The sequence below is a fragment of the Herbaspirillum sp. 1130 genome, from assembly GCF_017833835.1.
GTDB classification, from domain to species: Bacteria; Pseudomonadota; Gammaproteobacteria; order Burkholderiales; family Burkholderiaceae_D; genus Herbaspirillum; species Herbaspirillum huttiense.
This window is the reverse complement of record NZ_JAFICQ010000006.1, coordinates 33,810-57,875: the sequence shown is the minus strand read 5'-3', so window position 1 is coordinate 57,875 and position 24,066 is coordinate 33,810. Positions and strand designations below refer to the sequence as shown.

General features: G+C 62.6%; 20 protein-coding genes and 1 tRNA gene. 9 read left to right on the top strand and 12 right to left on the bottom strand.

The window, feature by feature from the left end:
• Positions 1–370: 370 nt before the first annotated feature.
• A complete protein-coding gene (locus JOD78_RS24470; RefSeq protein WP_209569359.1) occupies positions 371–1,126 on the top strand; it encodes a DUF5610 domain-containing protein in 756 nt (251 codons plus the stop codon).
• A gap of 161 nt (positions 1,127–1,287) precedes the next feature.
• On the opposite strand, the gene JOD78_RS24465 is transcribed toward JOD78_RS24470, so the two are convergent.
• On the bottom strand, positions 1,288–3,639 hold the full coding sequence (locus tag JOD78_RS24465; protein ID WP_034331269.1) for a Tex family protein: 2,352 nt from the start codon (positions 3,637–3,639) through the stop codon (positions 1,288–1,290).
• Positions 3,640–3,881: 242 nt separating this feature from the next.
• Between JOD78_RS24465 and pth the strand changes: the two genes are divergently transcribed.
• Positions 3,882–4,460, top strand: a complete 579-nt coding sequence (gene pth / locus JOD78_RS24460; RefSeq protein ID WP_034331266.1) for an aminoacyl-tRNA hydrolase — start codon at positions 3,882–3,884, stop codon at positions 4,458–4,460.
• Between the two features lie 74 nt (positions 4,461–4,534).
• Here pth and JOD78_RS24455 read toward each other — a convergent pair whose 3' ends face one another.
• Both JOD78_RS24455 and JOD78_RS24450 read right to left on the bottom strand, forming a co-directional pair.
• Positions 4,535–5,302 (bottom strand): DsbC family protein, encoded by a 768-nt coding sequence (locus JOD78_RS24455; protein ID WP_121040538.1) that lies wholly within the window; start codon positions 5,300–5,302, stop codon positions 4,535–4,537.
• Between the two features lie 181 nt (positions 5,303–5,483).
• The gene (locus tag JOD78_RS24450; RefSeq protein WP_209569361.1) at positions 5,484–6,716 is read right to left on the bottom strand and encodes a UbiH/UbiF family hydroxylase; all 1,233 of its coding nucleotides are present in this window, start codon (positions 6,714–6,716) and stop codon (positions 5,484–5,486) included.
• A gap of 85 nt (positions 6,717–6,801) precedes the next feature.
• Between JOD78_RS24450 and JOD78_RS24445 the strand changes: the two genes are divergently transcribed.
• From JOD78_RS24445 to JOD78_RS24435, 3 genes are all read left to right on the top strand, one after another.
• Positions 6,802–6,877: transfer RNA gene (locus tag JOD78_RS24445), tRNA-Phe, on the top strand.
• A 302-nt stretch (positions 6,878–7,179) separates the two neighbouring features.
• Positions 7,180–7,611 carry an STM2901 family protein gene (locus JOD78_RS24440; protein WP_121040542.1) on the top strand — a complete coding sequence of 144 codons (432 nt, stop codon included), beginning with the start codon at positions 7,180–7,182 and terminating at the stop codon, positions 7,609–7,611.
• Entirely contained in the window at positions 7,611–7,979 is a 369-nt protein-coding gene (locus JOD78_RS24435; protein WP_209569363.1) for a DUF1493 family protein, read from the top strand. The genes JOD78_RS24440 and JOD78_RS24435 overlap by 1 nt, the downstream gene beginning before the upstream one ends.
• A gap of 90 nt (positions 7,980–8,069) precedes the next feature.
• On the opposite strand, the gene JOD78_RS24430 is transcribed toward JOD78_RS24435, so the two are convergent.
• Both JOD78_RS24430 and JOD78_RS24425 read right to left on the bottom strand, forming a co-directional pair.
• Positions 8,070–8,828, bottom strand: a complete 759-nt coding sequence (locus JOD78_RS24430; protein ID WP_121040547.1) for an OmpA family protein — start codon at positions 8,826–8,828, stop codon at positions 8,070–8,072.
• A gap of 7 nt (positions 8,829–8,835) precedes the next feature.
• The gene (locus tag JOD78_RS24425; RefSeq protein ID WP_204726995.1) at positions 8,836–9,531 is read right to left on the bottom strand and encodes a hypothetical protein; all 696 of its coding nucleotides are present in this window, start codon (positions 9,529–9,531) and stop codon (positions 8,836–8,838) included.
• A 204-nt stretch (positions 9,532–9,735) separates the two neighbouring features.
• On the opposite strand from JOD78_RS24425, the gene JOD78_RS24420 reads away from it, so the two are divergent.
• Both JOD78_RS24420 and JOD78_RS24415 read left to right on the top strand, forming a co-directional pair.
• The gene (locus JOD78_RS24420; RefSeq protein WP_209569365.1) at positions 9,736–13,092 is read left to right on the top strand and encodes an autotransporter outer membrane beta-barrel domain-containing protein; all 3,357 of its coding nucleotides are present in this window, start codon (positions 9,736–9,738) and stop codon (positions 13,090–13,092) included.
• 73 nt (positions 13,093–13,165) lie between these two features.
• The gene (locus tag JOD78_RS24415) at positions 13,166–14,026 is read left to right on the top strand and encodes an alpha/beta hydrolase (protein WP_209569367.1); all 861 of its coding nucleotides are present in this window, start codon (positions 13,166–13,168) and stop codon (positions 14,024–14,026) included.
• A gap of 101 nt (positions 14,027–14,127) precedes the next feature.
• Here the strand turns inward: JOD78_RS24415 and mqo are convergent, their stop codons facing one another.
• Positions 14,128–15,777: a malate dehydrogenase (quinone) gene (gene mqo, locus JOD78_RS24410; protein ID WP_121040555.1), complete on the bottom strand. Its 1,650-nt coding sequence runs from the start codon at positions 15,775–15,777 to the stop codon at positions 14,128–14,130.
• Between the two features lie 502 nt (positions 15,778–16,279).
• Here mqo and cheD point away from each other — a divergent pair.
• The gene (cheD, locus tag JOD78_RS24405) at positions 16,280–16,891 is read left to right on the top strand and encodes a chemoreceptor glutamine deamidase CheD (protein ID WP_034341503.1); all 612 of its coding nucleotides are present in this window, start codon (positions 16,280–16,282) and stop codon (positions 16,889–16,891) included.
• Between the two features lie 132 nt (positions 16,892–17,023).
• Complete coding sequence (locus JOD78_RS24400) at positions 17,024–17,506, top strand: addiction module antidote protein (protein WP_209569369.1); 483 nt, start codon at positions 17,024–17,026, stop codon at positions 17,504–17,506.
• Positions 17,507–17,597: 91 nt separating this feature from the next.
• Here the strand turns inward: JOD78_RS24400 and otnI are convergent, their stop codons facing one another.
• The 6 genes from otnI to JOD78_RS24370 all read right to left on the bottom strand — a co-directional run bounded on the left by otnI (position 17,598) and on the right by JOD78_RS24370 (position 23,875).
• Positions 17,598–18,401, bottom strand: coding sequence for a 2-oxo-tetronate isomerase (otnI, locus tag JOD78_RS24395; protein ID WP_008332711.1), 804 nt, complete (start codon positions 18,399–18,401; stop codon positions 17,598–17,600).
• Positions 18,402–18,530: 129 nt separating this feature from the next.
• Positions 18,531–19,844 (bottom strand): MFS transporter, encoded by a 1,314-nt coding sequence (locus JOD78_RS24390; protein WP_134136971.1) that lies wholly within the window; start codon positions 19,842–19,844, stop codon positions 18,531–18,533.
• A gap of 284 nt (positions 19,845–20,128) precedes the next feature.
• Positions 20,129–20,776 carry an aldolase gene (locus JOD78_RS24385; RefSeq protein ID WP_008332714.1) on the bottom strand — a complete coding sequence of 216 codons (648 nt, stop codon included), beginning with the start codon at positions 20,774–20,776 and terminating at the stop codon, positions 20,129–20,131.
• Positions 20,773–22,059, bottom strand: coding sequence for a 3-oxo-tetronate kinase (gene otnK / locus JOD78_RS24380; RefSeq protein ID WP_121040561.1), 1,287 nt, complete (start codon positions 22,057–22,059; stop codon positions 20,773–20,775). The genes JOD78_RS24385 and otnK overlap by 4 nt, the downstream gene beginning before the upstream one ends.
• 37 nt (positions 22,060–22,096) lie before the next feature.
• On the bottom strand, positions 22,097–22,993 hold the full coding sequence (gene ltnD, locus JOD78_RS24375) for an L-threonate dehydrogenase (protein WP_121040563.1): 897 nt from the start codon (positions 22,991–22,993) through the stop codon (positions 22,097–22,099).
• Between the two features lie 180 nt (positions 22,994–23,173).
• Positions 23,174–23,875, bottom strand: a complete 702-nt coding sequence (locus JOD78_RS24370) for a FadR/GntR family transcriptional regulator (RefSeq protein WP_121040565.1) — start codon at positions 23,873–23,875, stop codon at positions 23,174–23,176.
• Positions 23,876–24,066 lie beyond the last annotated feature (191 nt).

Sequence of the window (24,066 nt, the reverse complement as noted above, 5' to 3'; positions counted from 1 at the left end):
CTCATCGTCGTGCTGCCAGCGCGATTTCATTACCCCAATGCAATTGAAATCCCGCTGCCAGCATCCCGCGCACATTTCGTTACATTTTTTCTTGATCGCCTGCGTCCATCGCAGTCAGCCCGACGGCACGCACGGTATCGCCGCAAACCCGCTTCCAGCAAGGCTTTTCCAAAGATTGCGCGGGTGCAATGCAGACTTGTCAACGAAGTCCCCCAGAAACTGACAGGTGTAAATTTCTGTCAATATCAAGTCCGCTTTGAACAGGCCGTTATGCAGGAATGGAGTGGATGCGCATGGTGCGCAGTTTCGCTTCCGTGGATCCGTCTCCCCCTCTGATGCCCGGATCCCCTTTCATTTTCAGGAGACCGTCATGGCTATCGGCAACACCAGCGGCGTGGACAACAAGTCCCTGCTGCCCGTCACCCCTTCTTCCACTTCGTCGACCTCTGCCGCAGCGTCAGACAACGACAAGCTGCCCGCCACCGCCGGCGACAGCAGCGGCGGCGACAAGATCGCCCAGGCCAAGCAAGCCAACCTGCTCACCGTGAGCGGCGCCAAGGCCCAGTTCAATCTCTCCATCGTGCAATCCTCGCTGGAGGTATCGCTGCAGACGCAGAACGATCCGCTGTCACTGGTCTACAAGACCGCCATCGAAAACATCAACGATATCCTGCGTCCGCAGCTGGGCGACAACGCCATCCAGACCGCATCGACCCAGGACAATTCGCCGGAGGCAACGGCCGGCCGTATCGTCTCCTTCATCACCAACATGTTCGAGCTCTACAAGCAGAACAATCCGGACAAGGAAGACGCCAGCAACATCGACGACTACATGAACCTGATCTTCAAAGGCGTCGACCAGGGTTTCAAGGAAGCCCGCGGCATCCTGGAGAGCCTGAACGTGCTGCAAGGCGATATCGCCAGCAACATCGACAAGACCTATGACCTGGTGCAGAAGGCGCTGGGCGACTTCATCAACAAGGTCAAGGGCGGCAAGCAGGAGGGTGAGGACGGATCGGGCAGCGAAGGCAATGCGGATGGCCAGGGCGGTACGATCACGGCCAGCGAGACGACGGTGAGCATTTCGGTATCGGTGAGCCAGACGCGGATCAGTACCAGTGCGTAATCGCACTTTGCAGTCGCGCTGATCTGCAAAAGCCAATTCGCAAAAACTAATAAAAAAGAGGCTGTCTCCCAAGAGAGACAGCCTCTTTTTACTTATTTTTCATGACATCGAAAGGCGTGAGAAAGACCACCCTCGACATCACAAACCATCACGAACAAACATCATCCACGCAACTTCGCAAAGGCCGCAGCCATCGCATTGTTGGCCGGTGCCTGCTCACGGCCGCGCTGGTTCTGGTGTTGCGACAAACGGCGCGAATCGGTACGGTCACCGCGCTGTTCATTGCGCGCACCCGGGGCCGGGGCTGTGTCGTTCAGGCGCATGGTCAGGGCGATGCGCTTGCGCTTCTCGTCCACTTCCAGCACCTTGACCTTGACCACCTGGCCGGCCTTGACCACGGTGTGCGGATCCTTCACATAGCTGTTGGACAGCGCCGAAATGTGGACCAGGCCATCCTGATGCACGCCGATGTCGACGAAGGCACCGAAGGCCGCCACGTTGGTGACCACGCCTTCGAGGATCATGTCCACGCGCAGGTCCTTGATCTCTTCCACGCCTTCCTTGAAGGTCGCCGTGGTGAACTCGGGACGCGGGTCACGGCCTGGCTTGTCGAGTTCCTTCAGGATGTCGGTGACGGTGGGCACACCGAACTTCTCATCGGCATACTTGGCCGGCGACAGGCCCTTCAACAGCGAGGTCTGGCCCAGCACGCTCTTCACATCCTTCTTGATGTCGGCCAGGATCTTTTCCACCAAAGGATAGGATTCCGGGTGCACCGCCGAGGCATCCAGCGGGTTCTCACCATTCATCACGCGCAGGAAGCCGGCGGCTTGCTCGAAGGTCTTGTCGCCCAGGCGCGGCACCTCACGCAGCGCTGCGCGGGAATTGAACATACCCTTCATATCCCGGTAGGACACGATGCTCTGCGCCACGCTGGCGTTGAGCCCGGAGACGCGCGCCAGCAGCGGTGCGGAAGCGGTGTTCACATCGACCCCCACCGCGTTGACGCAGTCCTCGACCACGGCATCCAGCGAGCGCGCCAGTTGCGACTGGCTCACATCGTGCTGGTACTGGCCCACGCCGATGGACTTGGGATCGATCTTGACCAGCTCGGCCAGCGGGTCCTGCAGGCGGCGCGCAATCGAGACCGCGCCGCGCAGCGACACGTCCAGATCCGGCAATTCCTTGGAAGCGAATTCGGAGGCCGAATACACCGACGCGCCCGCTTCGGAGACCACGATCTTGGTGAGCTTGAGTTCGGGACGCAGTTTGATGAGGTCCTGGGCCAGCTTGTCAGTCTCACGCGAGGCGGTGCCGTTGCCAATCGAGATCAGCGAGACATTGTGCTTCTCGGCCAGTTGCGAGAGGGTATGCAGCGAACCGTTCCAGTCATTGCGCGGCTGGTGAGGATAGATGGTATCGGTGGCCACGACCTTGCCGGTGGCGTCCACGATGGCGACCTTCACGCCGGTACGCAGGCCCGGATCCAGGCCCATGGTGGCACGCGGGCCGGCCGGTGCCGCCAGCAGCAGGTCCTTCAGGTTGCGGGCGAAGACGTTGATGGCTTCAGCCTCGGCCTTCTCGCGCAGGTTGGTCATCAGCTCGGTTTCGAGGTGCATGAAGACTTTCACGCGCCAGGCCCAGCGTACCGTGTCGGAGAGCCATTTGTCGGCCGGACGGCCCTTGTTGGACACACCGAAACGTGAAGCAATGCGACCTTCGCAGGGATTGTGCGGGGCATCCCACTTCGGCTTCTCTTCTTCGGTATCCAGGCGCAGGATGACGTTCAACATCTCTTCGCGGCGGCCACGGAACAGTGCCAGGGCGCGGTGCGAGGGAATGGTGGAATAGGTTTCGGAGTAATCGAAATAGTCGGCGAATTTTTCACCGGCATCCTGCTTGCCCTCGATCACCTTGGATTCGACCACGCCGTGCTCGGTGAGGTATTCGCGCAGGCTCTGCAGCAGCTCGGCATCTTCCGAGAAACGCTCCATGAGGATCTGGCGCGCGCCATCCAGGGCGGCCTTGGTATCGGGCACGCCGGGGTTGTCGCCGTTGTCGGTGGTGAAGGCGGGCTTGATGAACTTGGCCGCTTCTTCTTCCGGATTCAGGGCCGGGTCATTCAGGAGCGCATCGGCCAGCTCGGTCAGGCCGGCTTCGGCGGCGATCTGGGCCTTGGTGCGGCGCTTGGGCTTGTAGGGCAGGTAGAGGTCTTCCAGGCGGGTCTTGTCTTCCGCGTGGGTGATGGCGTCCAGCAGCACGGGCGTCATCTTGCCCTGCTCTTCGATGGAGGCGATGATCGCGGCGCGGCGGCTTTCCAGCTCGCGCAGGTAACGCAGGCGTTCTTCCAGCAGACGCAGTTGGACATCGTCCAGGCCGCCGGTGACTTCCTTGCGGTAGCGGGCGATGAAGGGAACGGTGGCACCTTCGTCCAGCAAGGCGATGGCGGCAGCGACCTGAACCGGCTTGGCGGCGAGTTCGAGGGCGAGTCGTTGTTCGATAGAAGGCAGCATGGTGAAACCCAGTCAACAGTTGAGCAATTAAGCGGTTAAGCGTTTATGCAGTGAAGAAAAACAAGCGTTGGATGATACGCAATTCAGGCAGCCAAGCCAATCTTGACATTGTGCGATTGCACGCCAAAGTGCCTTGGCGCGGGCCTCACCGGTGCCTGCACGGCTGCACGCGGATTGGACGCGCAGCCGCAAAGCCGGGATAATCGGCGCTTTCGCATTGCGCGTTCTCGTCCTTTAGCTCCATGTCCATCCGTCTCATCGTCGGCCTCGGCAACCCCGGCCCGGAATACGAACAAACCCGCCACAATGCCGGCTTCTGGCTGGTCGACAATCTCGCCGGTCCGGTGCGCCTGGCGCGCGAGCAGCGTTTCAACGCGCTGGCGGGCAAGACCAGCATCGCCGGCAATGAGGTCTGGCTGCTGGAACCGCAGACCTACATGAACCGGTCCGGCCAGTCGGTCGGTGCCCTGGCGCGTTTCTACAAGATCAATCCGGATGAAGTGCTGGTGGTGCATGACGAACTGGACCTGCCGCCGGGCGCGGCCAAGATCAAGAAAGGCGGTTCCTCGGGCGGGCACAACGGCTTGAAGGACATCACCGCGGCCCTGGGCACGCAAGACTACTGGCGCCTGCGCCTGGGCATCGGCCATCCGCGCACGCTGGGGCTGCAACAGCCGGTGGCCGACTTCGTGCTGCATCGGCCGCGCAAGGAAGAACAGGCGCTGATCAACGAGGCGCTGGACAAGAGCCTGAACGTCATCCCCCTGCTGGTGCAGGGCAAGTTCGAACAGGCCATGATGGAATTGCATACCGGGAAGTAATCCCCTGTAGGGGAAAAACCAAGGCAGATGAACGAAGGGCGCTCGACATGCGAGCGCCCTTTTTCTTTATCCGCTTACTTCAGCGAAGACAGCTTCTGTTCCAGTCCCTTGGCATCGACCGCGCCAGGAATGCGCGAGCCATCGGCAAAGAAGATGGTCGGCGTGCCGGTGACCTTGAGCTTCTTGCCCAGGGCCAGCACCTCTTCATGCGGGGCGTTGCAGGAGGCGGCAGCGGCCGGTGCTTCCTTGCCGCTCACCATCCATTCGTTCCAGGCCTTGCTCGGATTGGGTGCGCACCAGATGTTGCGCGACTTCACGATGGAATCCGGCGAGAGGATGTTGTACTGGAAGGTGTAGTAGGTGATGTTGTCCACTTCCTGCAGGGTCTTGTGCAGGCGCTTGCAGTAGATGCAGTTGGGATCCTCGAAGATGGCGATCACGCGCTTGCCGTTGCCCTTGACGGTCTTGATGGCCTTGTCCAGCGGCAGGGCCGAGAACGGCGTCTGGTTCAGCGAATCGATCTTTTCCTTGGTGTAGTCGCGATAGGTCTGCGAATCGACCACGCGGCCGATGAAGAGATACTGGGCCTTGGCATCGGTGTAGATGACATCGCCGTCGATCTGGATTTCATAGAGGCCGGCATAAGGCGTCTTGGTGACGGCATCGACCTTGGCATCCTTGCCCAGGCGCGGCTCGATGAGCTTCTTGATGGTGGCCTCGGTGCTGTCGGCGGCCTCGGCTTGCGCATGGGCGCTCACGCCCACGACGGTGGAAGCCAGCAGCACTGCCGCCATGCTCAGATGGCGCAAGGAGCTCGCACCTGCGGTCAAAAATTTTTTCATACTCGTCCTGATTCAAATCAAACGCGCGCCCAATCTTCGGAACGTCGGCCGCAAAGCCGCGCCGGGACTGGGTTCGCACATGTCTTTCAACAATGTAGGGGGAAGGTGTTGCGCTGGCGAAGACAGGCATCGTACCGCCGCGCTTCGCCAGAGGCCCTACCTTACCTGAAATCACCGTCCCTTACTGCCCCAGCGCATGGGCAATGAGGCGGCGTTTCAGGATGGGCAGATGGTTGACCAGGCTCATGCCGAGGTTGCGCACCAGGCGCACGGGCTCGGCCTCGCTGGAGAAGAGGCGATGCAGGCCGTCTGTTGCGATCTGCATCAGCAGCACTTCTTCCTTGCGGGCGCGGGCATAGCGGCGCAGCACGCGCTCGTCGCCACAGTCGTACTGCGGTTCACGCTTGAGCAGGATGTCGATTAACGCGGCCACATCGCCGAAGCCCAGGTTCATGCCGTGGCCGGCCATGGGGTGCACGACGTGGGCGGCGTCACCGATCAGGGCCACGCGCGGGGCGATCATCGCGTGCGGTTTGATCAGGCGCAGCGGGAAGGCCTTGGCCACTTCGGGCTGCAGCGGTGTGAGCGCGCCCAGCACTGGCGCGGCCCATTGGGCCAGGCGCTCGGCCAGGGCCGACAACGGCAGCTGCAGCAATTGGTCGGCCAGCGCCTGGGGCGCGGACCAGACCAGCGAGACGCGGTTGCCCGGCAGCGGCAGCAAGGCGATCACGCCTTCGGTCGGGCTGAACCACTGGTAGGCCACGCCGCGATGGGGCAGCTCGCAGGAGAAATTGGTGACGATGGCGTTCTGGCCATAGGCGCGGTAATCGAGGCCGATGTCGCACTGGCCGCGCACCCAGGAGTTGGCGCCGTCGGCACCGACCACCAGCGCGGCCGACAGCGACTGGCCGGATTCCAGCGTCAGGGTGGCGGTCTCACCGGCCACTGCCAGCGCGGTGGCGCGGCCGTGCAGCACGCGCACGTTGGGGGCGAAGCGCAGGGCTGCGTCGAGCGCCTGGTCGAGGTTGCGGTCCTCGACGATCCAGGCCAGGGCATCGGTGCGGGCAGCATAGGCATCGAAGGAAAGCAGGCCGGGGCGGGCTTTCTCGGGCAGGCCATCGCCATGCACGGTCATGTTGTCCACCGGCGCGATGCGGGCGGCATCCATGGCGTCCCAGACGCGCACCGACGACAGCAGGCGGTGCGCGGTGTGGTTGAGGGCGTAGACGCGCACGTCCCAGCTGGCGGGATCGGGCGTGGCGGTCGCAGGCGGGGGAGCCAGCAGGGTCACCTTGAAGCCCGCCTGGGCCAGCCCCAGCGCCGCCGTCTTGCCGACCGCGCCGTCGCCGACGATGCAAATGTCAGTGCCAGACGCAGCCGGCGAAGAAGTATGGGTGTGTGCTTGGGTAGTCATGCTGGCGATTATAAACGGGGTGGCGAAAACTATTTTTCAAAAAGGACTTGCATAATTTTTTAAAGTGTCTATACTTGTCCGTCTTGGCCTGGTAGCTCAGTTGGTAGAGCAGAGGATTGAAAATCCTTGTGTCGGTGGTTCGATTCCGCCCCGGGCCACCAAGTTACAAGAAAAACGCCAACCTTCGGGTTGGCGTTTTTCGTTTCTGCACCAACTTTCTTTGGCTCACTCGGGCTTGCTCCTTCTCCGGCCCACATCCCCACCCATCTCGCAAGCAGCGAACTGATTCGTTGCCGGCATAGACTCCGGCAACCGAGTCAAGCCTGGCATCGGTGCATAGAACCAGTACAACTCACGAGATGGAGTCTGCCGATACTCGCTTGCCTCTTGATGCAGATTCCAGAACTCAGTCGTTTGCACTCAGTCTGATCGCGGTTCCCCTTAACACGCGAAAACGACAATCATGGACAATACCTACAGCTTTGGCCTGCATACCCAACTTTCCCCTAACGAGCTGCTCTTCTACGTCTTCATCGATGAAACGTGCAAAGAGTTTGGCGTAGACGATGTCAGTGCCGCGGCCGCTGCTCTCGCCGGTCGACATCGGATTCCCGGCAGAACCAAGCCTTCCGGCGCCACGAAACAGACATCGGTGGCGTCCATCGTGGGACGCAGATCTCTCAACGGCGACTTGAAAAGGAAGATTCTTCCCACGCTCAACAACCAAAGCATCAAAGCGCTGAACACGCTGATGACAAAGAATATCGGCAAGTGCGTCGGTCGTGCCCTTCCCCTGGTTGGGTATGCGGTGTCGGCCCATAACGTCGCGTCGATCAAGAGCCGTTCCGTTGCGAACTATAATCGCCGGGTCAGAACGGAAGACAAGGTCTTGTGATGCGGGCTATCGCTTGGGAAAGATTGGAAGCTTGGGTACGCCAGGAACACGGCACGAATCCCAAAAAGCCAATCACCCGCGATACACAACTCGATGAAGACCTGCATGTCAACGGCGATGACGCCGTTGACTTCATGGAGCACTTCTTTGAAGAATTCTCCATCGACTTCGGGGACTACAATTTTGATCATTATTTTGTCCCCGAAGGCTTCAGCCCACTTGAGATTTTCCTGCTGCTGATCTGGAAGAAAAAGCGGGCTTCCTACGACAGGCCACCAATCACCCTGGGCATGCTCTACCAGGCAGCCCTTGATGGCCGATGGGATTGCGCCCGCCTGGATTCACTGTCATCACTTTCAAAGACTTGAATCAACACAACCCATCACGCCAGCTGATAACACAAAAACAGAAAAACAAAACCGAGCTGATCGCAACGTGCGCAACATCACGACCTCAGCTCAATTCCTCTCACCCCCATTGACGAACCGCACCTCCACCCGCCGGTTGCGTTCATCACTGGCCGTCAATCCCTGCAGCGGCTGCGAATCCCCATACCCCGCCACGATCACGCGGCGCGCTGCTTCCGGCGCACTGCGTCCGATCAGCAGCAAACGCGCCTCGCGCGCACGCGCGGCCGACAGCGTGAAGTTGTCATCGTAGACCGTGCAATACGCGCGTACATCGGTCACCGGTGCCTTCACCGGCTTGTCATCCGTGTGGCCTTCCACATAGATGCGGCCCGCCGGATGCTGCTGCAAATACTCCGCAATGCGCTCCTCGACCTGTGCAAACGCGGCCCGCGCTTCCGGCTCCACGCAAGCACTGCCGCGACGGAATGCCCCCTCTTTCAGCGTAATCTTCCCCGCCTCGGTATCGACCGCCACCAGGTTGGAAGCGCCCTGCTGCGCAAACACCGTCTGCACCTGGCGCAACACGACCGTCAATCCCGGTCCGTCGGATTCGCGCCGGGCCGTCGTCGGCGCGGCCGGCGGTGGTGCAGCTTCAGCCGCTGCAGGCGCCGGTGGGGTGGGTGCTGCAGCAGGCAAGGGGGCAGCCGGTGCCGGCGTGGAAGCGGCTGCCACCTGCGGTGCCTCCGCACGCAGCTGCGCAATCTCGGGACCACCCGCCCGGCTCACCGCCAGCAGGACGATCAATACCCCCGCCAGCGCCGCCATCAGCCCGGTAGCCGCGACCCATTCGTGATCGGATTGACTCATCGCCGCCTCAGGAAGAACGTCCGGACTGGCGCTGCAGCGCTTCCATCCACTCGCCATGGCGCAGATGCGCGCGCTGTGCCTCGGCCTGTTGTGCCGCCAGCAGGGCTTGTCCGCTTTGCTTGATGGCGTCGACCAGACGCTGCTGTTCTTCTGCGTGTTGCACCGCCTGCGCTTGCGCAGCCGCAGTGGCCACGTCCTTGAGAATGCCGATGCTCCACGCCAGCCGCGCCTGCTCATGCCCGCGCAAGATCATCCAGCACTTCAGAATCAGAAACGCCAGCATGCTCCACGCGGCAATCTTGAACTTGCTGCCCAGCGCATCGATCACCGCTCCCAACGCCCCCGGTGCAGCCTGTGGTCCAAGCACGCCGGCCGTCGCCGTCAAGGCCAGGCCCAGGCCGATGAAGGTACCCAGCAAACCCAGCATCAGGATCAAGCCCGGCATTGCGGCAGCCCAGCGTTCCGGCGCAGTGGCCACGGCCTGGCTCAGTTCGTCCGGTGTGGTCGTCGCAGGCAGAGGCCCATGCTCACCGGTCAGCGCTTGCCGCCGCGCCTGCCACTGTGCAGGCCGGGCGCTGCGTGAAAGCAGCAGCGGCAGTGCGATCACCAGCAACAGCAACACCAGCGCAAACACCCACTGCAGGCCGCCATAGGCCGTGCCATCCCATTGCGGCAGCAGGAAACTCCACAGCGATTTATCCATGAACAGCCCCTGTCTGCATGACGAACCTTCCCATCCTTGCTCCCCCTCTTCTTTACATTGTCAGCGTCTTGTCACGACAGGAGATTATCAGAAAGACCACACTGAGGGACGAAAAGCGCCGCGCAGCCGACCGATGTAATGGTCCGGTCACAAGTTGTCAGCAAACTTTCAGTTCTTGACAACTTGCTACCAATTTCTTTGCACATGGCCCGCTCTTCTTTACCTCTTCGCCTGCTTCCGCTGGCCCTGGCCCTGCAAGCCATCCATACCCCTGCCCAGGCGGCCAACTACACGGTGGCCAACGGCACGACCGACACCAGCGCCAAGACCCTGACCAAGAATGGCGCCGATACCATCACCGTCAATGCCGGCGGCACCTTGGCTTCCGGCAGCGCGGCCACCATCCGCACCTCGCAGGACAACGACAACCTCAGCACCGTCACCATCAACAACGCCGGCACCATCGGTCAGAACAGCGGCCTGACGGCCATCAGCATCAACCACAAGAAGGTCAACCTGATCCTCAACAACGCCGCTGGCGGCGTCATCACCAGCTCCTCCAGCAGCGCCAAGACACCGACCATCCTGATCGGCAAAGGCAGCGATACCTTCTCCATCGTCAACCTCGGCACCATCTCGCAGACCGGCCCCACGCCCACCAATGCGGACAACGGCACGAACTACGCCATCAATGCCAACGGCGACTACTCCACCGCCGGCAATACCATCGTCAACGGCTCGGCCAGCAACAGCAGCGCCACCATCAGTTCGTCGAGTTCGAGCGCGATCAAAATGGGCTCCAACATCCTGCTGACAAACTACGGACGCATCTTCACCACCAGCCCGGTCAACACCTCCTGTCCGGATTACCTGTCGGCGTGCGCCAGCGGCTCGCCGCCGAAAGCGGCCGATGGCATCTCCATCGACGACGGCATCCGCAATGCGGTCATCGTCAACTACGGCAGCATCACCGGTACGCGCCACGGCATCGATGGCGGTGATCCGGTGGCCGCCACACCAGACAGCAATCTCGCCAATGCCATCCAGCTCACGCCGCGCCTGAGCGCTACCGGCATCACCTTCGACGCCACCTATGCCGATGGCAGCACGCGCAACAACGTGACCATCAGCAACAACGTGGTGATCAACCAGGCCGGCGGCGTCATCACCGGCAACAATGGCTCGGGCGTGGGCTTCGACAGCCATGGCGTGGTCTTCAACTACGGCACCATCATCGGCAACTACGCCGGCAGCGGACGCGTGTATGACGTGCTCGGCAATGGCGCTACCACCAGCAATGGCGACGGCGACGGTGTCGATATCGACGGCACCGCCTACATCGAAAACTGGGGGACCATCCGTGGCAATGGCGCAGGCGGCCTCGATTCCACCGGCCAGCCAAACGGTGCCGATGGCATCGCCGCCGGCGGTGGCACCATCATCAACCACGCGGGCGCGGTGATCTATGGCGATGCCCACGGCATCCTCATCGACGATGGCAATGACTGGTCCAAGGACCCGAGCAATCCGCGCATCACCTACAACAACGGCAACACCACCGGGCGCGGCACCGGCGGGGCCAGTGGCGTCAATGGTGCCAAGGCGTATATCGTCAACGACGGCAGCATCACCGGCAACAAGGGCATCGCCATCGGTCTGGTCGGCAATTACGATGACACGCTCATCAACAACGCCAGCGGCGTCATCACCGGCGGCGCCCAGGCCACGCTCACCGGCCAGGGTGGCAGCACCGTACCGGGCGCGGCGGTGCAGATGGGCGGCGGCAACGATACGCTGATCAACTATGGCCGCATCGAAGGCAAGAATGGTCTGGCCATCGACATGGGCGACGGCGACGATTCACTGCAACTGCTGGGTGGCACCGTGATCGGCACCATCAACGGCGGCGCAGGCATCGACACGCTCACCACCGGCGGCACGCAGACCTTTGCGGCCGGGGTGCTGTCGGGCTTTGAAAACTACGTCGTGCGCGACGGCGTCACACGCTTCAATTACGACCTTGGCACCGTCAGCAACATGACCGTCAACCAGGGTGCGGTACTGCAGGTCAATGGCGCCTTCGGCACCAGCGGCAACCTCGCCATCAATGGCGTATTCCAGGCGGCGGAGGGTACGGCCACGCGCACCGTCAACGTCGGCGGCAATCTCTCCGTGGGCAGCAACGGGACCCTGCAGGTGGCCGTGGCGGGACCGCAGGGCGATCGGATCAATGCAGCCGGCAGCGCCACGCTGGCCAACAGTGCGACCCTGCAGCCGGTGGTCAAGACCTATGTCCCCAACACCGCACGCTGGACCATCCTCTCGGCCGCAAGCGGCCTGTCGGTCGATGTGTCGACGATCCAGCTGGCCGACACCGCCACGCTGGACTACGGTCTGCAAGTCTCGGGCAATGACCTGATCCTCACCGCCCGGCGCACCGCCAGCGTGAGCGACGTCAGCGGCAGCCCGCTGGGCCGCGCGCTCGACGCGCTCGGCAACAACAGCAGCAACGCCCAGGTGCAGAACCTGCTGGCCTCGCTGGATGCCTTGCCCACGGCCGCCGCCTATCGCAGCGCGGTGCGCCAGTTGCAACCGGAAACCAATCGCGCCAGCCAGCAGGCGGCGCAGGTCTCCATGGGCAGCGTCTTCTCGGCCGTGGCCGGACGCGTGGACAGCGCACGCGGCGATGCGCCCGTGGCCAGCCAGGGTGGCAGCGGCGTGGCCACCGGCGAAGCCGCCGCACGCGGCCGTGTCTGGCTGCAAGGTCTCGGCGCCTGGGGCCGTCAGCAGGCCCGCGCCGGCGCTGATGGCTATGATGTCAGTGCCTACGGCATGGCTGCCGGCATGGAGACCGACCTCTCCGCCCGCGAAGTGGCCGGCCTCACGCTCGGCTACACGCGTGCCGGCACGCGTGGCAGCGACAACGCCAGCGGCAATGACGTCAACGTCGATGCGGTGCATGTGGGCGGCTATGTTGGCCTGGACATGGATGGCTGGACGCTCGACGGCGCGCTCATGGTGGGCGGCAATCATTACAGCAGCCAGCGTGCCATCAGCTTCCTCGGCCAGACCGTCAGCGGCAGCTACAACGGCTGGCAGGTCGGTGCCCGCGTGGAAGCCGGCCTGCCCTTCGCCCTCAGCCAGCGCTGGTCGGGCCGCTGGCTGGCCGGCCTGCGCCTGTCGCACCTGAGCAATGAGGGCTACACCGAAAGCGGCAATGCGGCACTGGCGCAGAACGTGGAATCCAGCCGCGCCAATTCGGTACAGCCAACCCTGGGCGTGGAATTCAATCGCCTGAGCGACAACGGCGACCGCCTGCAACTGCGTGCGCGCTACCTGCACGAGCTGGCGGGCAACCCCGATGTCACCGCCAGCTTCGTGGCCGGCGGCCCCAGCTTCACCACCGCCAGCACCGCACCCAATCGCGATGCCGTGCAACTGGGCGTGAGCTATCGCTTCAACGGAGCCCAGGGCAGCTATGGCACGCTCGGCTATGACGCCGAAGTCCGCGACCGCTCGCTGATGCATCAACTGACCGCACGTGTGGGCTGGCTGTTCTGATGCTGACCTGTCCATGAAACAAGGCCCGCAGCTTGCGCTTGCGGGCCTTTTTCACTCCGGCGACAATCGCCCGATGCGCTCCTCTTTCCTCTCCCGGTTCCGGCTACCCCGCCCTGCCCTGGCCCTCGCCAGCCTCGCCCTGCTGGCCGGCTGCGCCAGCGATCCCGATCTCGTGCAACGTGCCGATGCCCTGGTCGCACCTGCCGGCCTGCAACGCGAGGAAGTCCGCGGCGGTCCCTTCGTGCTGACGGCCTACGTGCACGCGCGCCCGAAAGCCCCGCTGTTGCGCGTGTATCTGGAAGGCGATGGCCGTGCCTGGATCACGCGCAATCAGGTCTCCCCCGATCCGACGCCCCATACCGCCATGGGCCTGCGCCTGGCCGCCAGCGATGGCGGCGACGTGGTGTATCTGGCGCGGCCCTGCCAGTTCACGCCGATGGCGCGCAATCCGATCTGCCAGCCGGAGTACTGGGCCGGCCTGCGCTATTCCCCGCTGGTGGTGAGTGCCATGGATGAGGCCCTGAGCCGCTATGTGGCGCGGCTGCAGCCGGCCCGGCTGGAGCTGGTGGGATTCTCGGGCGGCGGTGCCATCGCCGTGCTGCTGGCGGCGCGGCGCAAGGATGTGAGCGCCATCCGCACGGTGGCCGGCAACCTCGATCACGTGGCCGTCAATCAATGGCACAAGGTCTCGCAGATGCCAGGCTCGCTCAATCCCATCGATGTGGCGGCGCAGGTGGAGCGCATCCCGCAACTGCATGTGAGCGGTGCCGAGGATACCGTCATCCCCACTGCCATCACGCACAGTTTCGTCGACCAGGTCGGCCGCTGCGCCGGACTGGTGACCGTGCAGGGCATGGCGCACCAGAGCGAATGGGATCAACTCTGGCCCAGGCTGCTGGCAGTGCCCCTGCCTTGTGCGGCCAAGCGTTCCTGACCGATCCGCCATAAAAAATGGGTAGCCGGGAAAATCCGGGCTACCCATTTTTCTAACAAAACTTCATATCGTGATTGCCTGAAAAACAGGCAACCCCGCCATCACAGCGCCATATCGGCCGATGCGTTGGCTTTTGGCTTTTCCATGCTGCCACCCTTGCCGGTCTGGCCGGCCGCCTTGGGGGCGATCACCGGCGGCGGCATCAGTTGCAGCACGTCGGCGGTGTAGGCCCACTCCTTGGCGACCTGGTCCGGGTGGTCATTGAGCTTGGTGCCATAGCTGGGCACGATCTGGCGCACCTTCTGCTGCCATTCGGGCGTAGCCAGCTTGTCCTTGAAGACCTTCTGCAGCACGGTCAGCATGATCGGCGCGGCGGTCGAGGCACCGGGCGAGGCACCCAGCAGACCGGCGATGCTGCCATCGGCCGAGGCCACGATTTCGGTGCCCAGCTTCAGCACGCCACCCTTGGCCTCATCCCGCTTGATGATCTGCACGCGCTGGCCGGCTTGCCACAGACGCCAGTCTTCCTTCTTGGCGTTGGGGAAGTATTCCTTGAGCGCGGCGAAACGCTGGTCATCGGACTGCATCAGCTGGCCGGCCAGGTATTCCACCAGCGGGTATTCATCGATACCGACACGGGCCATCGGCCAGACGTTGTGCGTGGTGGTCGCCGAGAACAAGTCCCACAGCGAGCCCTGCTTCAGGAACTTGGTCGAGAAGGTGGCGAAGGGGCCAAACAGGATCACGCGCTTGCCATCCAGCACACGGGTATCCAGGTGCGGCACCGACATCGGCGGCGCGCCCACGGAGGCCTTGCCATAGGCCTTGGCCAGGTGGCGCAGGGCGATGTCCTGGTTGTCGGTGATGAGGAAGGAGCCACCGACCGGGAAGGCGGCGTAGTCACGCGCCTCGGGGATGCCGGACTTCTGCAGCAGCTTCAGGGCGCCGCCACCGGCACCGATGAAGACGAACTTGGCATCGGTCTCGGTGGTGCTGCCATCCTTGAGGTTCTTGTAGACCACGCGCCAGGTGCCATCACCGTTGCGGGTGATGTCACGCACTTCGCTGGAGAGCTTCAGGCCGAAGTTGGGACGCGTCTGCAGGTAGGCGGCGAACTGGCGGGTGATTTCGCCGAAGTTGACGTCGGTACCCAGCGGGGTCCAGGTGGCGGCCAGCTTCTGGTTGGGGTCGCGGCCTTCCATCATCAGCGGCACCCACTTCTTGATCTGCTCGTGGTCTTCCGAATACTGCATGCCGGCAAACAGCGGGCTGGCCTGCAGGGCTTCGTAGCGTTTCTTCAGGTAGGCGACATTGTCATCGCCCCAGATGAAGCTCATGTGCGGGGTGGAATTGATGAAGGAGCGCGGATTCTTCAGCACGCCGCTCTTGACCTGCCACGACCAGAACTGGCGCGAGATCTGGAAGGCTTCGTTGATCTCGATGGCCTTGGCGATCTGGATCTTGCCGTCCTTGTCTTCGGGCGTGTAGTTCAGTTCGGCCAGGGCCGAATGGCCGGTGCCGGCGTTGTTCCAGCCGTTGGAGCTTTCTTCGGCCACGCCATCGAGGCGCTCGACCATTTCCATCGACCAGCCCGGTTCCAGCTCATTGAGCCAGACCGCCAGGGTGGTGCTCATGATGCCGCCGCCGACCAGCAGCACGTCGACCTTCTTGACGTCCGCCGCCTGCGAAGCGGGCGTGACGACCAGCGCAACTACGAATCCCAGCAGGGCCAGGAAGGATTTTTTCAACATTGTCTAATCCATTTGTGATGAGAGAGGGCTGCCTCCCCTGCACAGTGGCGGGGAGTCGGACAACCGGTGCATGTCACAGGCCACAGCGCCTGCCGTGGAGGGCGGGCGCGAAAGCGCTGCGTCATGTGGGCCTTGCAGATCAATGCAAGCCCGGCCGGGCGTGGCCGCGCGGGGCCACGGCGCACGTACAGGCCTGTAGCCTGGGTGGTGCCTGCCGGTTTCAACTGCCTGTCCGATACCTGTCTCCGGCATTTGGGGAATGCCTGTACAAATCGTCTCCGTCAGAGCGGACCGGGATCGGGTCATGTCGAGGGGGCGCAGCGTACCACGGGACGGGAGCCCAAGGCGATTGCGGATATCCCCTATTAACGATGGTGCACAAGCATGCTCCGGGCTAGGGAATTCCCCGATATCGTGTGGGCCGTGCCTGACTGACAATGCATGAACCGCCAACACTCACCGTCCCTCATTGGGGCGCACACAAGAACGATCAGGGGCCCGTATGCAAACCGTCATCAACAAGCCGGAAAATTTCGCGTCGTATCGGTATCACGACCGGGCCTTCAATTGCGACACTGCCAAGATCCTGCCGGGCGAATATTTCTATACCGGCGAGGACATGATGATCGTGACCGTGCTGGGTTCCTGCGTCTCGGCCTGCCTGCGCGACCGCGTCAGCGGCGTGGGCGGGATGAACCATTTCATGCTGCCTGATGGCGGCGGCGAAGCCGACAGCCCGGTCTCGGCCTCGATGCGCTACGGCACCTATGCCATGGAAGTCTTGATCAACGACGTGCTCAAGGCCGGTGCCCGGCGCGAGAACCTGGAATGCAAGGTCTTCGGCGGTGGCGCGGTGCTGCGCGGCATGAACGCCATGAACGTGGGCGAACGCAATGCCGCCTTCGTCAAGAATTACCTGTCGGCCGAGAAAATCCGCGTGGTGGCCGAAGACCTCAACGACATCTGGCCGCGCAAGGTTCACTTCTTCCCGCGCACGGGCAAGGTGCTGGTCAAGAAGATCAAGGATGCCGCTGCCGATCTGGCCAGCCGTGAACGTGAATATGCGTCCAAGCTGCAGGCAAAGCCGGTGGGTGGGGAAATCGATTTGTTCTGATTCGCTCGGGACCGAGACGCGCCACTGCTGCCCCTTTCGTACATTCACGAAATTCGTCCAAGGAAATCATCGGCGTATGGTCGTCTGTATCCACGTGGATACAATGATTGCTCTCTCTAAAGGAGGGCTTCAGTGACTCACCGAAAAATCGATGGAAAAGAAGTGCGCATCTCCAACTTTGATCCGGCGAACTATCTCGACAGCAAAGAGACCATGGCAGCCTATCTGCAGACTGCGCTCGAAGAGAACGATCCTGACTTCCTGATGGCCGCACTCAATGACGTCATCCGCGCGCAGGGTATCGCGGAGGTGGCCGGCAAAGCAGGCTTGGGGCGTGAAAGCCTCTACAAGACCCTCAAGCCGGGTGCGGAGCCCAGGCTGGGCACCGTCCTTCGCTTGCTCGGAGCACTCGACCTGCGCTTGAGCATTGCCGCACCTCAGGGGGTGCGCAAAGCCAAACGATCCGGCACCGTAAAAACATCATCAGCCCAGGCTCCTGCAACAAAGAAACCGGCACCACGACGCGCCGCCATCACCAAGATGATACCGGTGAAAAAGCCCGGCACGACGCGTGCCACCAAGAGCGGAAAACAAGGCAACCCTATCTGCGCTTGAGCCCTGCGCAATCAAAGAAAATGCCGTCCGGCTCAACACCGGACGGCATTCTCACATCTCAGCCAGCTCCGGTTCCGGAGCCGTCAAGCCATCACTTCTTCAGCGTGGTCAGGCCTTGCTCAGCCAGCGCCTTCAACCACCCCAATCCCGCCGAGGTCGCCCCCGCCGGGTTGTATTCGCAACCGATCCAGCCCTGGTAACCCAGGCTGTCGATCAGCTTGAGCAGATACGGATAGTTCAGCTCACCCACATCCGGCTCATGGCGCTCGGGCACACCGGCAATCTGGATGTGGCCAATGCCGGGCATATCGCGCTTCAACTTCACGGCCACGTCGCCTTCGACGATCTGGCAGTGGTAGCAGTCGAATTGCACCTTCAGATTGGGCGCACCCACTTCGGCACAGATGGCCTGGGCATCGTCCTGGCGATTCAGGAAGAAGCCCGGAATGTTGCGGGTGTTGATCGGCTCGATCACCACGGTCAGGCCGGCGGATTCGGCCTGGTGTGCCGCATACGACAGGTTGTCCAGATACACCGCACGGTGACGCGCGCGATCCTGCTCGGGCTTGATCAGGCCGGCCATCACGTGCAGGGTCTTGTTGCCGATGACGGAAGCGTACTTCAGTGCAGTCTCGATGCTGCGCTTGAATTCGTCTTCGCGGCCCGGCAGCGAGGCGATGCCGCGCTCGCCGGCGGCCCAGTCGCCCGGGGGCGCATTGAACAGCGCCTGGGTCAGGCCATTGGCCTCCAGGCGCGACTTGATCTCTTCAGGCTGATAGTCGTAGGGGAACAGGAACTCGACGCCGGAGAAGCCATCCTTGGCGGCGGCGGCGAAGCGGTCCAGGAAATCGTGTTCCACATACATCATACTCAGGTTGGCGGCAAAACGCAGCATCGGATTCTCCTTGGTAACGAAGGGGCCAGTGTAGCGCGAACACTCTTGCGCGCGTCCACACAGGCAGAAGGTGCAGAAAACGTCAAAGCCCGCAGGCACAGGCATGCGGGCTTTGAACGGGACATCACATTACTTGTTGACCATGCTTGGCTTGGTGGCCAGCGTGGCAATCGAACCCACCACCAGCATCACTGCCAGCATGTACATGCCGGTAGCGTTGTTGTGGGTCAGGTCCTTCAGGTAGCCGATCAGGTAGGGGCTGACGAAACCGGCCAGGTTGCCCACCGAGTTGATGGCGGCAATACCGACGGCCGCCGCAGCGCCCGACAGGAAGGCAGTCGGCAGCGACCAGAACAGCGGTGCGCAGGTCAGCACGCCGGCCGCGGCCAGCGACAGCGATGCGATCGAGACCGCGGTGTTGTCGGCGAACAGCGCCGCACCCACGAAGCCCACGCCACCCATCAGGGCCGGGATCACCAGATGCCAGCGACGCTCACGCATGCGGTCGGCGCTGCGGCCGATCAGGTTCATGGCGATGATGGCGCAGCCAAACGGAATGGCCGACAGCAGGCCGATTTCCAGGTTGCCCTTCACACCGGTGGCCTTGACCAGGGTCGGCATCCACAGCGTCAGGCCGTATTGACCCATGACGAAGGAGAAGTAGATCAGGCACATCAGCCAGACACGCGCATCCTTGACGATGGCGCCGAAGCCGTGCTTGCTTTCCTTGCCCTTGGCATCGCCGTCGATGTCGGCTTGCAGGCTGGCCTTCTCTTCATCGGAGAGCCACTTGGCGCTCTTGACGTCGTTGTCCAGATACATCACCGTGGCCACGCCGATCAGGACCGCCGGAATGGCTTCGATCAGGAACATCCACTGCCAGCCTTCCAGGCCGCCATTGTTGTGGAACGCATCCATGATCCAGCCCGACAGCGGGTTGCCCAGGATGCCGGCCACCGGAATGCCGGACATGAAGACCGCGATCACCTTGGCACGGCGGTGCGAAGGGAACCAGTAGGTCAGGTACAGGATGATGCCGGGATAGAAACCGGCTTCGGCCAGGCCCAGCAGGAAGCGCAGGACGTAGAACTGGGTCGCGTTCTGCACGAACATGAAGGCCGCCGAGAGGATGCCCCAGGTGATCATGATGCGGGCGATCCAGATGCGCGCGCCGACCTTGTGCATCAGGATGTTGCTGGGCACTTCAAAGAGGAAGTAGCCGATGAAGAACAGGCCAGCGCCGAGACCGAAGACGGTCTCGGAAAAACCCAGGTCCTGCGACATCTGCAGCTTGGCGAAGCCGACGTTGACGCGATCCAGATACGCGATCACGTAGCACAGCATCAGGAACGGCATGATGCGCCAGAAGACTTTCTTGTACAGTCCGTCCTTGGATTTGTCGTTGACGTCGAGTCCGACGCCGGAAGTGCTTGCGGTGGTCATGGTGTTACATCTCCCTAAGAGTGTCGCGGCTGTCTATGCACGGCCGCTGGTTGCTTGGTGCCCGTGGTCTGACGGGCAATTTATGGATTCAATCGGACCCGCGTGCCGCTCCTTGCGGAACGGCACACAGGCCGGCATTGATTGGCCGGTCTTGTGCCGGCTTGACTGCCACTTGCACCCACCACCTTCCGTTGGGCGCAAGCGGGGCATGGCGGACTGGCTGCGTCCGCCATGACGTGTTGTTGCTATGGGTTGCTGAAGCTGCCTGAGCGCTACCGTTACTGCTACCAGCGCGCCTTGAAGGTGTCGCGCAAGTCCTGCAGCGCGGGCTCTTCCAGCGGCGTGGCACGGCCACCGGCCAGGTGCCACAGCTTGGCGGTTTCTTCCAGTTCTTCCAGGGCGAAGGCGGCCTTGGAGACCGAGCTTTCCCACACCACCGGACCGAGCCGCTCCAGCAGCACGCCGCGCACTTGCGTGGCGATCTTCGCCACCTGCTCGGCCACTTCCGGCGCGCCCGGACGGGCATAGCGGATCAGCGGGATGTGGCCGACCTTCATCACGTAATACGGGGTGATGGGCGGCAAGACATCCTGCTCGCTGTAGACGCCGTTGATGGTCAGCGATACCAGATGCGTGGAGTGCGTATGCACCACCGCATGCATCTCGGGATTGTTGTCGTAGATGGCGCGATGCAGGACCAGGGTCTTGGAGGGCTTGTCGCCCGAGACCCATTCCCCTGCCGCATTGACCTTCGCAATGGCCGCCGGATCGAGGAAACCGAGGCAGGCGTCGGTCGGCGTGATCAGCCAGCCGTCATCGAGACGTGCGCTGATGTTGCCGGCCGACCCGACGGTATAGCCACGCTGATAGAGCGAAGCGCCGATGCGGCAGATCTCTTCGCGCAGCGCGCTTTCGTTGGTGTTGCGGCTCATGCCGTCTTCCCGTCGAGATAGCGCAGTGCCTTCTCGAAGAAATCGACGCTGCCGAAATTGCCCGACTTCAATGCCAGCGCAACCGGTTGTTCATCCAGCGTGGCGGTCGCCGGCACGCCCGGATCAATCTGCGGGCCGATGCGCAGGGCGCGCACATCCAGCGCCTGCACCACCGCACCGGAGGTCTCGCCACCGGCCACCACGAACTGGCGCACGCCACGTTGCTTCAAGCCAGCGGCGATCGATGCCAGCGCCTGTTCGACCAGGTGACCGGCCTTGGCGACGCCCAGTTCTTTCTGCACGGCCTTGACTTCATCGGGCGTGGCGGTCGCGTAAATCAGTACCGGCTCGTTCTTGATACGTTCATCGGCAAAGGCCAGCGCCTGTGCCACCACGTCTTCGCCACGGGCCAGGGCCAGCGGGTCGATGCGGAAGGCGGGACGCTTGGCCTTCCATTCGGCCACTTGCGCATTGGTCGCCTTGGAGGCGGAACCGGCCAGCACTACCGACAGGCCATCGACCTTGGGCAGTTGCGCGGCTTCACCGGCAGCAGTCAGCAAACCGGCGCGGCGGAAGTTCTCGGGCAGGCCCAGGGCCACGCCGGAACCACCGGTGATGAGCTTCAGTTCGGCGCAGGCTTCGCCCAGCGTGAACAGGTCCTTGTCGGAGACAGCGTCTGCGATGGCCATCTTGACGCCTTCGCCGCGCAGGGCGGTGAAGCGTTCCTGCGTGGCGGCCGCGCCGCGTGCCACGGTGTCGTAGCGCACCAGGCCGACCTTGGATTCGGTCTGGCGCTGCAGGACGCGCACCAGGTTGGCATCGGTCATCGGGGTCAGCGGATGGTTTTCCATGCCCGATTCATTCAACAGCGCATCGGCCACGAACAGGTAGCCGCGATAGATGGTGCGGCCGTTTTCCGGGAAGGCCGGGCAGGCGATGGTGAAGTCCTCGCCCAGTTCCTTCATCAGCGCATCGGTCACCGGACCGATGTTGCCTTCGTCGGTGGAATCGAAGGTGGAGCAGTACTTGAAGAAGAACTGCGTGCAGCCCTGCTGCTGCAGCCAGCGCAGTGCGGCCAACGATTGCTCGATGGCTTCGGCAGCGGGAATGGTGCGCGACTTCAGTGCGATCACCAGCGCGTCAGCCGCCACGGCCGGCATTTCGCTGGGCACGCCGATGGTCTGCACGGTGCGCATGCCGCCGCGCACCAGCATGTTGGCCAGGTCAGTCGCGCCGGTGAAATCGTCGGCGATACAACCGAGCAAGGGACGGGATGTGGACATGAAAACTCCTCGATTCAGATGCAGGGACGACGCTGGATTACTTGGCCTTGGCCGGCGGCAGGTCGATGCCGGGGAAGATCTTGATGACGGCCGAATCATCCTCGCCGCCATGACCGGCGGTGGAAGCCATCATGAACATCTGGTGCGCAGCGGCCGACAGCGGCAGCGGGAATTTGCTGCGGCGGGCGGTATCGAGCACCAGGCCCAGGTCCTTGACGAAGATGTCCACGGCCGACAGCGGGGTGTAGTCACCGTTGAGGATGTGCGGCACGCGGTTTTCGAACATCCAGGAATTGCCGGCGCTGTGGGTGATGACGTCATACAGTGCATCCGGATTGACGCCTTCGCGCAGGCCCAGGGCCATGGCTTCAGCGGAGGCGGCGATGTGCACGCCGGCCAGCAGCTGGTTGATGATCTTGACCTTGGAGCCGATGCCGTGGGTGTCGCCCAGGCGATAGACCTTGCCGGCCATGCCGGCCAGCACGTCTTCGATCTTGGCGTAGACGTCGGCGGGACCCGAAGTCATCATGGTCATCTCGCCGGAAGCGGCGCGCGCGGCACCACCGGAGACCGGTGCGTCCAGCAGCAGCAGGTTCTTTTCTGCCAGGCGCTTGCCCAGCTCGACGGCGAAGTCGGGCGCCACGGTGGCGCTGGAGATGACGACGCTGCCCGGCTTCATGGCGGAGACGGCACCGTTTTCACCGAAGAGCACCATCTCGGTCTGGGCGGCATTGACCACCAGGGTGATGACCACATCGACTTTCGCGGCCAGCTCGGCCGGGTTGGCACAGGCCACGCCACCGGCGGCGGCGAACTTGTCCAGGACTTCCTTGCGCACGTCGCAGGCATGCACATTGAAACCGGCACGCAACAGCGAGCTGGCCACGCCATAACCCATGGCTCCCAAACCGATCACACCTACATTCTTGGACATAATTGCCTCCGCATTGATGACGCCGCTGCCGCTCTTGACGGGCAGGACATTGCGCCGGGTTGATGATGCAACGCCGGCAAAGGCCGGCGTCAGAATTTCAAATTTCGTAAAACTTATAAACCGTTTAAATCGTTTAAAACATTCAAATCATTTGCTGCCGTTCAAGCCGGGACACTCTCTTCAGGACTGTCCCTGGCTCAAGCGCCGTGCCGCGTTGAACATGTGGGTCTGGGCGGCATTGCGGGCCGCCATTTCATCACCGGCGCGAATGGCTGCGACGATCGCCTCATGCTCTTCGCGCACCTGGCGCGAGAAATCCTCATACCGCGCTTCATTGCCACGCGTCACCGCCGTGGCCGCTTCCAGATACTGGGAAAGGAACTCCAGCGTCTTGATGAAGTACGGATTGCGCGTGGCCTGGGCCAGTGCGCGATGGAAGGCCACATCGGCGGCCACGCCATCACCGCCTGCGGCCACATCGGCCCCGATCTGCACCAGCGCCGCGTCAATCGCCTGCAGGTCTTCCGCACTGCGGCGCTTGGCCGCCTGGGCGGCGACTTCGGCCTCGATGGCACGGCGCAGCTCGACGATCTGCAGCACCGCCTCGGGCGAACTGACCTCGGTGTAATCGATGCGCAGCGGCTTGATGCCGGCCTGCTCGGTCACGAAGACGCCGCTACCCTGGCGCGGTTCGACCACGCCTTCATGTTTCAGGCGCGCGATGGCTTCGCGCACCACCGTGCGGCTCACACCGAACTGCTGCGCCAGCACCGCCTCGGTGGGCAGCTTGCTGCCCCGGGGGAAGGCACCGGCGTCGATGTTTTCCAGCAATTGCCTGGCCACAGTGTCGCTGAGCGCCTGTGCGGGGATCTTCTGAAACATGCTGTCTCGCGGTCGTTATCGTAAAGTTATCCGGTCATCATACAAATTTATTTTGAACGGGGCAATCCGATTTTTTCTCTTTACCGGGAGTAACACCCCCGTTTGGCAAACAATATGCGCAGTTGACGGAACTTGACGTGATATATGCAGCAGTTCGCTCCAGACATCAAGAATACGAATATCTCTGCCAA

Coding starts and splice junctions, on each gene's coding strand:
- JOD78_RS24470 (WP_209569359.1), top strand. CDS start 371: ATGGCTATCGGCAACACCAGCGGCGTGGACAACAAGTCCCTGCTGCCC.
- JOD78_RS24465 (WP_034331269.1), bottom strand. CDS start 3,639: ATGCTGCCTTCTATCGAACAACGACTCGCCCTCGAACTCGCCGCCAAG.
- pth (WP_034331266.1), top strand. CDS start 3,882: ATGTCCATCCGTCTCATCGTCGGCCTCGGCAACCCCGGCCCGGAATAC.
- JOD78_RS24455 (WP_121040538.1), bottom strand. CDS start 5,302: ATGAAAAAATTTTTGACCGCAGGTGCGAGCTCCTTGCGCCATCTGAGC.
- JOD78_RS24450 (WP_209569361.1), bottom strand. CDS start 6,716: ATGACTACCCAAGCACACACCCATACTTCTTCGCCGGCTGCGTCTGGC.
- JOD78_RS24440 (WP_121040542.1), top strand. CDS start 7,180: ATGGACAATACCTACAGCTTTGGCCTGCATACCCAACTTTCCCCTAAC.
- JOD78_RS24435 (WP_209569363.1), top strand. CDS start 7,611: ATGCGGGCTATCGCTTGGGAAAGATTGGAAGCTTGGGTACGCCAGGAA.
- JOD78_RS24430 (WP_121040547.1), bottom strand. CDS start 8,828: ATGAGTCAATCCGATCACGAATGGGTCGCGGCTACCGGGCTGATGGCG.
- JOD78_RS24425 (WP_204726995.1), bottom strand. CDS start 9,531: ATGGATAAATCGCTGTGGAGTTTCCTGCTGCCGCAATGGGATGGCACG.
- JOD78_RS24420 (WP_209569365.1), top strand. CDS start 9,736: ATGGCCCGCTCTTCTTTACCTCTTCGCCTGCTTCCGCTGGCCCTGGCC.
- JOD78_RS24415 (WP_209569367.1), top strand. CDS start 13,166: ATGCGCTCCTCTTTCCTCTCCCGGTTCCGGCTACCCCGCCCTGCCCTG.
- mqo (WP_121040555.1), bottom strand. CDS start 15,777: ATGTTGAAAAAATCCTTCCTGGCCCTGCTGGGATTCGTAGTTGCGCTG.
- cheD (WP_034341503.1), top strand. CDS start 16,280: ATGCAAACCGTCATCAACAAGCCGGAAAATTTCGCGTCGTATCGGTAT.
- otnI (WP_008332711.1), bottom strand. CDS start 18,401: ATGCTGCGTTTTGCCGCCAACCTGAGTATGATGTATGTGGAACACGAT.
- JOD78_RS24390 (WP_134136971.1), bottom strand. CDS start 19,844: ATGACCACCGCAAGCACTTCCGGCGTCGGACTCGACGTCAACGACAAA.
- JOD78_RS24385 (WP_008332714.1), bottom strand. CDS start 20,776: ATGAGCCGCAACACCAACGAAAGCGCGCTGCGCGAAGAGATCTGCCGC.
- otnK (WP_121040561.1), bottom strand. CDS start 22,059: ATGTCCACATCCCGTCCCTTGCTCGGTTGTATCGCCGACGATTTCACC.
- ltnD (WP_121040563.1), bottom strand. CDS start 22,993: ATGTCCAAGAATGTAGGTGTGATCGGTTTGGGAGCCATGGGTTATGGC.
- JOD78_RS24370 (WP_121040565.1), bottom strand. CDS start 23,875: ATGTTTCAGAAGATCCCCGCACAGGCGCTCAGCGACACTGTGGCCAGG.